The following is an 11,911-nucleotide window of genomic DNA, read 5'->3' on the forward strand; positions in this document are numbered from 1 at the left end:
ACCGGCGTGGACATCGAATTCCTCCGCAGCCCCTGGTTCATGCTGTCCGTGATCCTCATGGCGGGCGGCGCCTTCCTCCTCTGGGTGCTCGGCTGGGCGCCCGCGGGCTGGAGTAGCATCGTGGTGGGCGTGGCCGCCATGGCATTCGCCCGGTATCGACAGGGCCCCGGAGCCCCGCGAAACCATCCCGGACAAGGACCGAAGGACGGACATGCCCAGTAGTGCCGCGCTGGAACACATCGAGGACCTGGGTCGCTACGTCTCGGCCTCGCCGTCGAGCTTCCACGCGGCCGAGGAGGCCGCGCGCCGGCTAGACGCCGCCGGGTTCGAGCGGGTGTCGGAGCGCGAGGCCTGGGAGGGAACACCGGGCGCGCGCTACACGGTGCGCGACGGCGCCGTCGTCGCGTGGATGGTACCCGGAAGCGCCGGCCCCACCACCGGATTCCGCATCCTGGGCTCGCACACCGACTCGCCGACCTTCAAACTCAAGCCCAAGCCGACCACGGGCCGCGACGGCTGGCTGCAGGCGGGCGTCGAGGTCTATGGCGGACCGCTGCTGAACTCCTGGCTGGACCGCGAACTGCTCCTGGCGGGCCGGCTCGTCGCGCGGGACGGGACGGAACACCTGGCCCGCACCGGAGCGCTGCTGCGCTTTCCGCAACTGGCCATCCACCTGGACCGCAATGTCAACGACGGCCTGACGCTGGACAAGCAGCGGCACATGAATCCCGTCTGGGGACTCGGCGATCCCTCACATGCCGATCTCCTGGGTGTGCTGGCGGGTTCCGCGGGGCTGGAGCCGGAAGACATCGGTGGCTACGACGTCGTCATCGCGGACGCACAGGCGCCCGCCGTCTTCGGCGCCGACGGCGAGTTCTTCGCCTCGGGAAGGTTGGACAACCTCTCGTCCGTGCACGCTTCGCTGGCAGCGCTCGAGGCGCACCGCCGGGCCGGGGACGGAGACCACATTGCGGTGCTGGCGGCGTTCGACCACGAGGAGGTCGGTTCCGCGTCGCGCTCCGGCGCCTGCGGTCCGTTGCTGCAGGAGGTCCTGGAGCGGATTTCCGCCGGGCTCGGGGCCGGTGCCGACCAGCGCGCGCGGGCCTATGCGGACTCGGTGTGCGTCTCGGCCGACGCGGGGCACGCGGTGCACCCCAACTACGGCGAGCGGCACGACCCGGCCAACCGGCCCCTGCCCGGCGGCGGGCCGCTACTGAAGATCAATGCCAACCAGCGCTACACGACCGATGCCTACGGTGCCGCGCTGTGGTCCCGCCTATCCGGCGTGGCCGGCGTTCCCTACCAGGAATTCGTCTCCAACAACGCGCTGCCGTGCGGTTCGACCATCGGTCCCTTGACCGCAACGCGTCTCGGCATCCGCACGCTGGATGTCGGCATCCCTTTGCTCTCCATGCACTCGGCCCGGGAAATGTGCGGCGTCGAGGACCCTCTGGGACTGGCCAGGGTCGCGGAGGCCTTCTTCCGGGACTGACACCACCAACGGCGGCAAAGTAGATGGGGGAGCGGACATGTCCGGACCGACGCGTCAGACGATCTTCACGCACAAGCCGACCCTGCTCGGACAGGGTTTTCTGTTGCGGCCGTTCACCGAGGCGGACATCGGGGCGATGGGGCCGATCCTCGCCGATCCCGAGGTGCTGCGCCTCACCGGAAGCGTGCACAGCACGGCGGAACTAGAGGCGGCCACGGGCGTGCTCGACGACGAGACGCTGGACTGGTACCGGACCCGGGCGGACCAGCCGGACCGCATGGATCTTGCCGTCGTCGATGCCGCCACCGGCGCCTGCCTCGGGGAGATCGTCCTCAACGACTGGGAGCCGCGGAACCAGGCGTGCGGACTGCGGATCCTACTGGGACCGGGCGGACGGGACCGCGGTCTCGGAACGGCGTCGGTTCGGCTGTTGCTGGAGTACGTGTTCACGCAAACGGACCTGTTCCGCATCGGGCTGGAGGTCCACGCCTTCAATCCGCGCGCGCTGCGGGCCTACGAGAAGGCGGGGTTCGTCGTCGAGGGCCGGCGGCTTGCCGCCCACGTGTTCGACGGCGTGCGCAGCGACGTCATCACCATGTGTGTGCTGCTGCGGGACTGGATGGACGCTGACGCAACCTAGGCGGGTGGACTCGGCGTCCACACGCCCGGGGGCGGCGGGCGCGATCCACAAGTCGACCGGCGGCCGAGTGCGGGCGGCACGGCGGGGTTAGTCTGGGGTTCGGACATCCGGTAGGATGGTTCAGGCTGTTTCCGCCGTGCCCGTAGTCGGGCGTGGCGGCAGCCAACGCAAAGAACCTCCTGTTACGGAAAGACCGTGACCGTTTAGCCCAAAGGAGGTGGGTTCACATGCGTAATTACGAATTGATGGTACTGATCGACCCCGAGGTCGATGAGCGTACCGTGGAGCCGACTCTCGGCAAGTTCCTGGACGTCGTCCGCAACGATGGTGGAACCATCGACAACGTCGACATCTGGGGCCGCCGTCGTCTGGCCTACGAAATCCAGAAGAAGACCGAAGCGATCTACGCCGTCGTCAACTTCACCGCCACCCCGGCGACTTCCGCGGAACTTGACCGCCAGCTGTCTCTGAACGAGACCATCCTGCGCACCAAGATCACCCGTCCGGAAGAGCAGAAGGTCACCGCAGAGTAGTCTGCGTTTCCTTTACGTAGAGACCGACAACAGGAGGCACCATGGCAGGCGAGACCATCATCACGGTCATCGGTAATCTCACCAGTGACCCGGAGCTTCGTTTCACTCCGTCGGGTTCGGCGGTGGCGAACTTCACCATCGCTTCCACCCCGCGGACCTTCGACCGCCAGACCAACGAGTGGAAGGACGGCGAAACGCTGTTCCTCCGCGCATCGGTGTGGCGCGAAGCTGCCGAAAATGTCGCCGAGACGCTGACCAAGGGCATGCGAGTCGTCGCCCAGGGTCGGCTGAAGTCGCGTTCCTACGAAACCAAGGAAGGCGAAAAGCGCACGGTCACCGAGCTTGAGGTCGATGAAATCGGCCCCTCGCTGCGCTACGCCTCTGCCAAGGTCGCCCGCACCCAGCGCTCCGGCGGTGGCGGCGGCAACTCCGGCGGGTTCGGCGGCGGCAACGCCGGCAACTCGGGCGGATTCGGCGGCGGCAACTCCGGCGGCAACGCGGGCGGCAACTCCGGTGGAAACTGGAGCGCCCCGGCGGAAGACCCGTGGGCGTCCTCCTCGTCGTCCTCCGGCGGCGGCGGTGGTGGCTGGGGCAGCAACCCCGGCTCTGACGAACCGCCTTTCTAAACACCATATTCACCATCCCGCAGAACCTTTCTGCGGGCTCCACTAGATCAAAGGAGCTCCACGATGGCTAAGGCTGAACTCCGTAAGCCCAAACCAAAGTCCAACCCCCTGAAGGCCGCTGACGTCAAGGTCATCGACTACAAGGACGTCGCATTGCTGCGCAAGTTCATCTCCGACCGCGGAAAGATCCGTGCCCGTCGCGTGACCGGCGTCTCCGTCCAGGAGCAGCGCAAGATCGCCCAGGCCATCAAGAACGCGCGCGAAGTTGCCCTGCTGCCTTACTCCGGCGCTGGCCGCGGCTAAGGAAGGGATACCAACATGGCAAAGCTCATTCTGACCCACGAAGTCACCGGACTCGGTGCCGCAGGCGACATTGTCGAGGTGAAGAACGGTTACGCCCGTAACTACCTTCTTCCCCGCGGTTTCGCCCTGACCTGGACCAAGGGTGGCGAGAAGCAGGTCGAGTCCATCAAGGCCGGCCGTGCCGCCCGCGCCGTTGCCAACTTGGAAGACGCGCAGCAGCTTGCTGCTGCGCTGTCCGCCAAGCCGGTCAAGGTGACCGTCAAGGCCGGTGCTTCCGGCCGTCTGTTCGGAACCGTCAAGGCCGAGGACATCGCCAAGGCGGTCCAGGCCGCCGGTCTCGGTGCCATCGACAAGCGCAAGGTTGAAATGCCGGAGCACATCAAGTCGACCGGCAACTACCAGGCGACCGTGCGACTGCACGAGGACGTCTCCGCCACGCTCGACCTGCAGGTCGTCGCGGCAAAGTAGTCACGTACGCGGCGGGATCCGTCCCGTCCGAACGAGTGCTTGAACACGGAAGGGCCCCGCCTGTTGGCGGGGCCCTTCCGCGTCTCCTTGCGAAATGTTGCGTGGGTCTTTGACCCCGTCCCTCCGTCCGGCCTAGCGTTGTGGGTGAATCAAGAGCGCCAACGCGAAGCCCTGGCTCGTTGGACGGCAACCCTCTTTCGGTAGTGGGGTGCTCCAGGTGATGATTCGGCCGCCCGGATGCCCCGGAGCGGCAAGTGCCGAGCACGCGAAGGAACACCATGCCGCTGACAGGAAGACTCCAGCCGGACTCGCTACGCAACTCGTTCGCCCGCTTCCCCTCCGGGATCGCCGCTCTGTGCGCCACGGTGGACGGAAAGCCGCAGGGCATCGTCGCCTCGTCCTTCACCGTGGGCGTCTCGTTGGATCCACCGCTCGTCATGTTCGCCGTCCAAAAGACCTCCCGGACCTGGCCGATCGTGCGCGGCGCCGCGCGGATCGGCGTGTCCGTTCTGGGGGAACTCCACGAGGGTGTCTGCCGACAGATTGCTTCCCGCGACGGGGACCGTTTCGCGGGACTCAAGATCGAAACCACCGAGGAGGGTGCGCTCTTCCTGGACGACGCAGCCCTCTGGCTGGATTGCAGCGTGGAACAGGAAGTATCCGCCGGCGACCACGACGTGGTGATCCTGCGCGTACACGGGCACGAGTCCCACGGCGACGTAAACGAACCGCTGGTCTTCCACGGGTCCGAATTCCGCAAGCTGCAGGAATCCGCGCTCGTTTAAACCGCCGTGATAAGCCGTCCCGGCCGCGTTGGCGCGGTCAGGCGGAGCGCATGGAATTGACGACCTTCGTGGCCTCGCCCAGAGACGCGCCCGTGTCCCGGCGTACCTTGCGGATCGCCTCCACCGTCTTGCCCGCGCGGATCAGTTGCAGTGTCTCCAGATAGGCGGGATCCGGTGTCCCTCCGGGAGGGTGTTGCGCACTGGCCGCGCGGCTCGCGGCGTACGAAGCGCCCTGGCCGGTGCGGCCGGAGGAAGCCCTGGCGGCGGCCGTTGAGCGTTCCACGGTGGCCCGCCGGATCCTGTCGGCGCGCTCCGTCTCCTGCCGCTGCTGCTCCGCCGCCGCCGCGTTCAGGCGCGCAATGTAGTCGTCCTCCTCGTTGGTCTGGTTTCGTGGCCTGTTGGCGATGGAGGCCACCAGGAGCCAGACCAGGGCCCCGGCGACCAGAACCGTGATCAACAGCTCCGGAGGGCTCATTCCGAACATCGTGTGCTCCTTTGTGGCGGGCGGGCCGCTAGGTGGTTTGGGGTGCCGTGCCGCCGGCGTGGAGTTCGGCCATGACGTGACGGTATCCCGCGGCGGTTAGTTCCGCGAGGACGCGGAGGTCGACGTCGTCGAGCTTGTTGACGTAGAGGCAGGCGGCCCCGGTCCGGTGCTTGCCGAGTCGCGGCAGGAGCGCTGCGGCGTCGGAGCCGTACGTCAGTCCGTACAGCGAGAGCCCGGCGCCCCGGGGTGAGAATCCGACGGCGCACGCGTCGCCCTCGCGACCGGACGCGTAGCGGTAGTGGTAGGCGCCGAAGCCGGCCGGATCCCCGTGGCGCGGTTTCGTCTTGGCTTCGGTCATGCGCACAGTATCGCAGTGCCCCAGACGGGCCACAAGGACCGTTCGCGGCCAGAGGGGCTCTCTGGCCGCCGGTCGGGTACGGCACGGTCGGGGACCTTCTGATGGTGCGGTGGCCGACCCTGCGAAAGCAGGCACGAGGGACACCTGGCCAGTCCACGCCGCCTCCCACCAACCCACGGCGCCCCTGTCATCCCTGCGGCATCCAGCATGAACCCGGTACCTACGCGGTGGAAACGGACGACCCGCGCGGCTTGCGGAGACGAATCGCGGGCGTGTCTGTGGATAAGTTGGGGATATGTGGGTAACCGGTGGCACCCCTAGGTGTTTACTCGGCAGTAAACATGCAACGTCGCCCTGAATGTTCTCGGGAAACTAATTTCCCGCAATTGTCCGACATCTACTAACTGCCTAGTCAGAGGCCTATTGAGGACTAAAATACTTTGTCATCCACAGGGTCATCCCCAGTCTGTGCACACAACACGCCGTAGTACCCACAGGTTCTCCACACGGGCTGTGGATAAGCGTGTTGGGTTGGGCCGATTAAGGGTCTATGGTGGCAAGGTCTTCGGTCCAATTGTGGATAAGAGGCTGGTTTGCCACAGCTCCATCCACATGGCTACTCAATGGCCCCCGGGTGTGGGAACCCGCTGTGATACTGGAGTCTTCAGGGCGCGCCGCAGGCCGCCCACGTTCACCTGGAAGGTAATTGTCGTGTCGTTGACGCAAGCGGAGCCCAAGGGTTCGCGGGAGGCGGAGTTCGGGCGCACCCCGCCGCAGGACCTCGTGGCCGAGCAAAGTGTGCTCGGCGGCATGATGCTTTCCAAGGACGCCATTGCGGACTGCGTCGAGGTCCTTCGAGGCATCGACTTCTACCGTCCCGCGCACGAGTCGATCTACGAGGCGATCATCGACCTCTACGGCCGGGGCGAGCCCGCGGACGCAGTAACCGTCTCGGACCTGTTGACGAAGCGGGGTGAGATCTCCCGGATCGGCGGCCCCGCCTACCTGCACACGCTGATCCAGTCGGTTCCCACGGCGGCCAACGCCGGGTTCTACGCGGAGATCGTCCGCGAGCGCGCGGTGCTGCGCCGTCTGGTCGAAGCCGGCACCAAGATCGTCCAGATGGGCTACTCGCAGGACGGCGAGGTCGACGAGATCGTCAACCAGGCCCAGGCGGAGATCTACGCCGTCGCCGAGCGGCGCACCGCCGAGGACTACGTGGCGCTGCGCGACATCATCGAAGGGACCGTCGACGAGATCGAATCCGCCGGCAGCCGCGGCGAGGGCATGATCGGCGTCCCGACGGGGTTCTACGAGCTCGACGAGTTGACGCAGGGGCTCCACGGCGGCCAGATGATCGTCATCGCCGCGCGGCCCGCGGTCGGAAAGTCCACATTCGCCTTGGACTTCGCCCGGTCCGCGGCCATCAAGAACAACATGACCACCGTCTTCTTCTCCCTGGAAATGGGCCGGAACGAGATCGCCATGCGTCTGCTCTCCGCCGAGGCGAGCATCGGCCTCCAGGACCTGCGCAAGGGCACCGTCAAGGACGAGCAGTGGGGCAAGATCGCCACGACCATGGGCCGCCTCAACGACGCCCCGCTGTACATCGACGATTCCCCGAACATGTCGCTCATGGAGATCCGGGCTAAGTGCCGTCGGCTGAAGCAGAAGCACGGCCTCAAGATGGTCGTCCTGGACTACCTCCAGCTCATGAGCTCGGGAAAGCGCGTGGAATCCCGGCAGCAGGAGGTCTCCGAGTTCTCGCGTGCGCTCAAGCTTCTCGCCAAGGAGCTCGACGTCCCGGTCATCGCGCTTTCCCAGCTGAACCGTGGATCCGAGCAGCGCACCGACAAGAAGCCCATGATCTCCGACCTCCGCGAATCCGGATCGATCGAGCAGGACGCGGACATGGTCATCCTGCTGCACCGCGAGGATATCTACGACAAGGAGTCCCCACGCGCCGGCGAGGCCGACGTGATCGTCGCCAAGCACCGAAACGGCCCCACCAAGACGATGGTCGTCGCCTTCCAGGGCCACTACTCCCGGTTCAACAACATGGCCAGCGAGGGCGGCGGCGGGTTCTAACCGCGGCCACCGGCCCGCGCGCCGCCGCGACGCGACACGGGGCTACCGGTCGACGGGCAGGTAGAGGTCCGTCCGCATTGCCGCGGGGTCGCCGTCCGGCGAAGGCCCGGTGACGTAGACCTCCCAGAACGGCAGTCCCGGCGTGTGCCCGTTGGCCTGGACCCACTCCGTGAGCGACGACCATGCCGCGGCGAGCTGTTCGTAGCCGTCAAGATGGGAGACGGTGGCCGCGGCTCCTCCGGGCAGGACGGACGCGTGCACCAGGGTCCCGTCCTCCGTGGCGTGCTCGCCGGAGAGGGGATGGTCGATCGCGAAGCCCACCTCGAGGTCCATGGTCTGCCCCGGCATGCGCGTGTGCAGGGCGAAGGCCGGGCCCACGGCGGTCAGCGATCGTTCCCTCAGGAATGCGGTAAGTACACGGAACGAGTCGTCGTAGAAGCCTCCGATAGATTCGGCGGGAATGTCCCGGCCGCGGACGACGGCGGTGCGCGCCTCGGCGAGGTTCAGGATCGCGGGAGCCTCCCGGGCGGGAGCCACATGCGGGTGCTGCTGGGTCATGGTCTGCTCCTCGCTGCGGGGACGAAAGCCTTGGTGGGCGCTACCCTACGCCCGCCCCGCCACCGGCAACAGGGCACGCTAGCCCCGGGGCCGCATCCGGACCTGGGGCAGGGCGGGTGCCGGCAGCGGCGCGGGCCGGCCGTCGGGAAACGGGCCGAAGCGCGGGTAGGGGGCTCCGTCGTCGTACGCTCCGGTTTCCTCCGGGGTTCCGCCCGCCGCCGTCGGTACGGCCGGTTCGCGGCCGATTTCGGCCTGGTAGGCGGCGCGGTAGGCGACCACCTCGTCGTGCGAGCGGCCCACGAAGTTCCACCACATGACGATCTGTTCGCCCAGCGGCTCCCCGCCGATCAGCAACGCGCGCACCGGTTCATCCCCGGCCGCAAGCACGACGCCGGTGCGCCCGGTGGGCAGGTACGCCAGGTTGTCCCGGGGAACGGGATGGCCGTCGACGCGCAGTTCGCCGGCGTCGAGCAGGATGCCGTGTTCGTGCGACGGATCGAGGGCGAGGGACCACTCCGTCCCCGGTTCGAGCAGCAGCTCGGCGCCCACCAGCGGCGTGTGTGTGCGGACGGGGGACACGCCGCCGCCGAGCGATCCCAGGAAGACCCGCATTTCCCACCCGTCGCCGGAGACGGGTTCGGGACGGAAGTGCTCGAAGCCCGGTTCGATGTGCCTCGTCGCGTCCGGCAACGCCGTCCACAGCTGCGCGCCGTGGAGGACCTCCGTTTCCGGTGTGGAGAACTCGGAGTGCGTGATGCCGCGGCCCGCGGTCATCAGGTTGAGCTCCCCGGGACGGACGGTCGCCTCGTTGCCGGCCGAGTCGACGTGCTCGACCTGCCCCGTGAAGAGCCAACTCACCGTTTGCAGGCCCGTGTGTGGATGCCGCGGCACCTGCATGCCGCCCGAGGCGGCCACGTTGTCGGGACCGTAGTGGTCCAGGAAGCACCACGCGCCGATGAGGCTCCGTTGGCGTTGCGGCAGCGTGCGCCGCACGTCCATGGCGCGGGGTCCGCCGAGCGGGACCTTGCGGGGCTCCAGGAGTTCGACTGCGGCGGATGCCGCCTCGCGGCCGTCGCACAGCAGTTCGTCGGGCGCGGGATCCAGGTTGCTCATGGTGAGAGCCTAGGCGCGCCGCGGCGGGGGTGCTACCCGCCGGCCACGGACTGGATGACCATGATGCGCGTGCCGTCCGGCGCCGGCGTGTCCAGCCCGGCGAGGTCGCGGATGTTGTCGCGGCCGACGAACACGTTGGCGAACCGCCGGACCCTGCCGGTCTCGTCGCGCACCCGCCTCGCGAACACCGGGAACTGGGCGGAGACGGCGTCGAGGACCGCGCCGACGGTCGCCCCGGCGTCGCACTCCACCTCGAAGACGCGGCGCCCGCCCACGGTGGGAGCGAGGACCGCCGGGACCTGCAGGGTGACGCTGGCCATGCGAACCCCTAGCGCACGACGGCGGCGCGGACGCTGAGCACGTCGGGGAGCCGTTCGGCGACGGTCGTGAAGCTCGCGCCCTCGTCGGTGCTGGCGAAGACCTCGCCCGAGCGCGTTCCAAAGTAGACGCCCACGTCGCCGTCGTGGTCGTCGGCGCCGGCGGCATCGCGCAGCACGGAGTTCCATTCGACGTCGGGAAGTCCGGCGTGCTGCTCCTCCCACGTCGTCCCGGCGTCCTTCGTGCGGTAGACGCTGAGCCGGGTTCCCACGGGCGTGCGCTGGTAGTCGCCCTGCAGGGGCACCGTCCACGCGGTGTCCGGGGTGCGCGGGTGGCTCAGGAACACGAAACCGAAGTCGGCCGGCAGGCCGCCGGCGATGCTGACCCACTGGTCTCCGGCGTCGTCCGTCCGGTAGACGCCGCCGTGGTTCTGCGCGTAGAGACGGTCCGGGTTTCCGGCGTCCGCCGCGATGCGGTGGACGCACTGCCCGAACTCCGGTTCCTCGTCCGGCATGAAGCCGGCCGCGATGCCCCTGTTGCGGGGTTCCCAGGAGGCGCCCGCGTCGCGGGAGCGGTAGACCCCGCCCGTGCTCATGGCCACGTGGACGGTGTTCTCGTCAACGGCGTTCGGGAGGATCGTGTGGGCCGTCGCGCCGCCGCCGCCGGGTTGCCATTGGGTTCGGTGGGGATGGTCCCAGAGGCCGCGGTTGAGCTCGAAGTGCTCGCCGCCGTCGGTCGACTTCCACACGGAGATCGGTTCGCAGCCGGCCCATACGACGCCGGGCCTGGCCGCCGTGTCCGGGCGGATGTGCCAGATGCGCTCCAGTGCGGCGTCCGTGTCCGCGGGGAACTTGACGGCGCCGTTCTCCGGCTCGGACCAGGTGGCGCCGAGGTCGTCCGAATACACGACGGTGGGCCCCCAGTGCCAATCCGTCACGCCGGCGAGGATGCGCGTGCCGCCGTTTCGCGTGTCGATCGCCACCGAGGAGACTTCGATGTTGAGAAAGTGCGGTTCACCCAGGTTCCAGCTGGCTCGGTCCCCGCTGGTGGCCAACCACAGGCCCTTCTTGGTACCGATGGCGATCAGTGTCGTCGTGGCCGTATCGGTGGTTCCGGTGCTCATGGCCCACAGTCCACCACCGCATTGGTTGCCCGGCAAGGGCCTACGGCATGCCATTTACCGTCGGGTCCGCGTACGCTCGCCACCAAGGTAGCCACACCGTGATTTCATGCTTGAACATTCAATCAAAAACGTTTAGACTGGACCCATGACGCAGACAATCGAGCGGCCCCCCGTCCTGTTCCTCAGCCATGGCGCCCCGCCCCTGGCCGACGACGCGCGCTGGACGCGCGAGCTGGCCGACTGGTCCGGGGAGATCGGCAAGCCCAAGGACATCCTCATGGTCTCGGCCCACTGGGAAAACGCGCCCGTCACGCTCAGTGCCACGCGCCGTCCCACAGAGCTGGTCTACGACTTCTGGGGCTTCCCGCAGAAGTACTACGACGTGCGCTACGACGCGCCGCAGGCCACCGAGCTGGCCGACGTGGTCGCCCGCCTGGCCGGCGACCACGGCCACCACGTCGAGCGCGACGAGGAGCGCGGGTTGGACCACGGTGCCTACGTTCCGCTGAAGGAAATGTTCCCGGATGCGGACGTGCCGGTGGTGCAGATGTCCATGCCGACGCTGGATCCGCAGGGACTCTTCGAACTCGGGAAGTCCCTGGCGCCGCTGCGCGAGCGAGGAACGCTCATCGTGGGCTCGGGGTTCACCACGCACAACCTCCGCTGGTTCAACCCGTCGGCGGGACCGGACGTGGCGCCGCCGTCGGCATCCAGCGAATTCGACCACTGGGCCGAGGAGGCCATGGGCCGCGGCGACATCGATTCCATCCTGGACTTCCTGCACAAGGCCCCCGCCGCCCGCGAGGCGCACCCGCGGTCCGAGCACTGGGCGCCCCTCTACGTCGCCCTCGGAGCGGCATATGCCTCGGGCGGCATAGAGGCGAAGACCGCCATCGACGGATTCTGGTTCGGCCTGTCGAAACGGTCCTGGACCCTGGGCTGACCTCCTGCACCCCCACCCCCCGAAGTGGACATGACCGCGGGTAATAAACCGCGGTCATGTCCACTTCGGGAGGCGGGGC

The 11,911-nt window shown here is 67.9% G+C and carries 15 protein-coding genes, 1 pseudogene and 1 riboswitch; of the genes and pseudogenes, 10 read left to right on the top strand and 6 right to left on the bottom strand.

What is annotated here, in order from left to right; translation table 11 throughout:
• Positions 1-6: 6 nt before the first annotated feature.
• The 8 genes from ACHAAJ_RS10190 (at position 7) to ACHAAJ_RS10225 (ending at position 4,847) form a co-directional block, all read left to right on the top strand.
• Positions 7-222, top strand: a complete 216-nt coding sequence (locus ACHAAJ_RS10190; RefSeq protein ID WP_435728029.1) for a hypothetical protein — start codon at positions 7-9, stop codon at positions 220-222.
• Positions 212-1,492, top strand: coding sequence for a M18 family aminopeptidase (locus tag ACHAAJ_RS10195; RefSeq protein ID WP_435728030.1), 1,281 nt, complete (start codon positions 212-214; stop codon positions 1,490-1,492). Before ACHAAJ_RS10190 ends, ACHAAJ_RS10195 begins: the two co-directional genes overlap by 11 nt.
• 37 nt (positions 1,493-1,529) lie before the next feature.
• Positions 1,530-2,132, top strand: a complete 603-nt coding sequence (locus tag ACHAAJ_RS10200) for a GNAT family N-acetyltransferase (protein WP_435728031.1) — start codon at positions 1,530-1,532, stop codon at positions 2,130-2,132.
• A 227-nt stretch (positions 2,133-2,359) separates the two neighbouring features.
• The gene (gene rpsF / locus ACHAAJ_RS10205) at positions 2,360-2,665 is read left to right on the top strand and encodes a 30S ribosomal protein S6 (RefSeq protein WP_435728032.1); all 306 of its coding nucleotides are present in this window, start codon (positions 2,360-2,362) and stop codon (positions 2,663-2,665) included.
• 41 nt (positions 2,666-2,706) lie between these two features.
• Positions 2,707-3,291 carry a single-stranded DNA-binding protein gene (locus ACHAAJ_RS10210; protein WP_435728033.1) on the top strand — a complete coding sequence of 195 codons (585 nt, stop codon included), beginning with the start codon at positions 2,707-2,709 and terminating at the stop codon, positions 3,289-3,291.
• A 63-nt stretch (positions 3,292-3,354) separates the two neighbouring features.
• On the top strand, positions 3,355-3,594 hold the full coding sequence (rpsR, locus tag ACHAAJ_RS10215) for a 30S ribosomal protein S18 (protein WP_149956646.1): 240 nt from the start codon (positions 3,355-3,357) through the stop codon (positions 3,592-3,594).
• A 15-nt stretch (positions 3,595-3,609) separates the two neighbouring features.
• A complete protein-coding gene (gene rplI / locus ACHAAJ_RS10220; protein WP_435728034.1) occupies positions 3,610-4,062 on the top strand; it encodes a 50S ribosomal protein L9 in 453 nt (150 codons plus the stop codon).
• A gap of 147 nt (positions 4,063-4,209) precedes the next feature.
• Positions 4,210-4,325, top strand: a riboswitch (SAM riboswitch).
• A gap of 15 nt (positions 4,326-4,340) precedes the next feature.
• Positions 4,341-4,847, top strand: coding sequence for a flavin reductase family protein (locus ACHAAJ_RS10225; protein WP_435728035.1), 507 nt, complete (start codon positions 4,341-4,343; stop codon positions 4,845-4,847).
• Between the two features lie 37 nt (positions 4,848-4,884).
• On the opposite strand, the gene ACHAAJ_RS10230 is transcribed toward ACHAAJ_RS10225, so the two are convergent.
• Both ACHAAJ_RS10230 and ACHAAJ_RS10235 read right to left on the bottom strand, forming a co-directional pair.
• A complete protein-coding gene (locus tag ACHAAJ_RS10230; protein ID WP_435728036.1) occupies positions 4,885-5,331 on the bottom strand; it encodes a hypothetical protein in 447 nt (148 codons plus the stop codon).
• 28 nt (positions 5,332-5,359) lie between these two features.
• A pseudogene (locus tag ACHAAJ_RS10235) lies at positions 5,360-5,647 on the bottom strand (DUF1801 domain-containing protein); the annotation flags it as partial.
• Between the two features lie 753 nt (positions 5,648-6,400).
• Here ACHAAJ_RS10235 and dnaB point away from each other — a divergent pair.
• On the top strand, positions 6,401-7,777 hold the full coding sequence (dnaB, locus tag ACHAAJ_RS10240; RefSeq protein WP_435728037.1) for a replicative DNA helicase: 1,377 nt from the start codon (positions 6,401-6,403) through the stop codon (positions 7,775-7,777).
• Between the two features lie 42 nt (positions 7,778-7,819).
• On the opposite strand, the gene ACHAAJ_RS10245 is transcribed toward dnaB, so the two are convergent.
• From ACHAAJ_RS10245 to ACHAAJ_RS10260, 4 genes are all read right to left on the bottom strand, one after another.
• Positions 7,820-8,335: a GyrI-like domain-containing protein gene (locus ACHAAJ_RS10245; protein ID WP_435728038.1), complete on the bottom strand. Its 516-nt coding sequence runs from the start codon at positions 8,333-8,335 to the stop codon at positions 7,820-7,822.
• Positions 8,336-8,413: 78 nt separating this feature from the next.
• Positions 8,414-9,448 (bottom strand): pirin family protein, encoded by a 1,035-nt coding sequence (locus tag ACHAAJ_RS10250; RefSeq protein ID WP_435728039.1) that lies wholly within the window; start codon positions 9,446-9,448, stop codon positions 8,414-8,416.
• Positions 9,449-9,480: 32 nt separating this feature from the next.
• Positions 9,481-9,768 (bottom strand): MoaD/ThiS family protein, encoded by a 288-nt coding sequence (locus tag ACHAAJ_RS10255; RefSeq protein WP_435728040.1) that lies wholly within the window; start codon positions 9,766-9,768, stop codon positions 9,481-9,483.
• A gap of 8 nt (positions 9,769-9,776) precedes the next feature.
• Positions 9,777-10,889 (bottom strand): WD40/YVTN/BNR-like repeat-containing protein, encoded by a 1,113-nt coding sequence (locus ACHAAJ_RS10260; RefSeq protein ID WP_435728041.1) that lies wholly within the window; start codon positions 10,887-10,889, stop codon positions 9,777-9,779.
• Between the two features lie 145 nt (positions 10,890-11,034).
• On the opposite strand from ACHAAJ_RS10260, the gene ACHAAJ_RS10265 reads away from it, so the two are divergent.
• Positions 11,035-11,832: a dioxygenase family protein gene (locus ACHAAJ_RS10265; protein WP_435728042.1), complete on the top strand. Its 798-nt coding sequence runs from the start codon at positions 11,035-11,037 to the stop codon at positions 11,830-11,832.
• Positions 11,833-11,911 lie beyond the last annotated feature (79 nt).

Source organism: Arthrobacter arnarulunnguaqae (assembly GCF_051262515.1).
Lineage (GTDB): Bacteria > Actinomycetota > Actinomycetes > Actinomycetales > Micrococcaceae > Arthrobacter_N.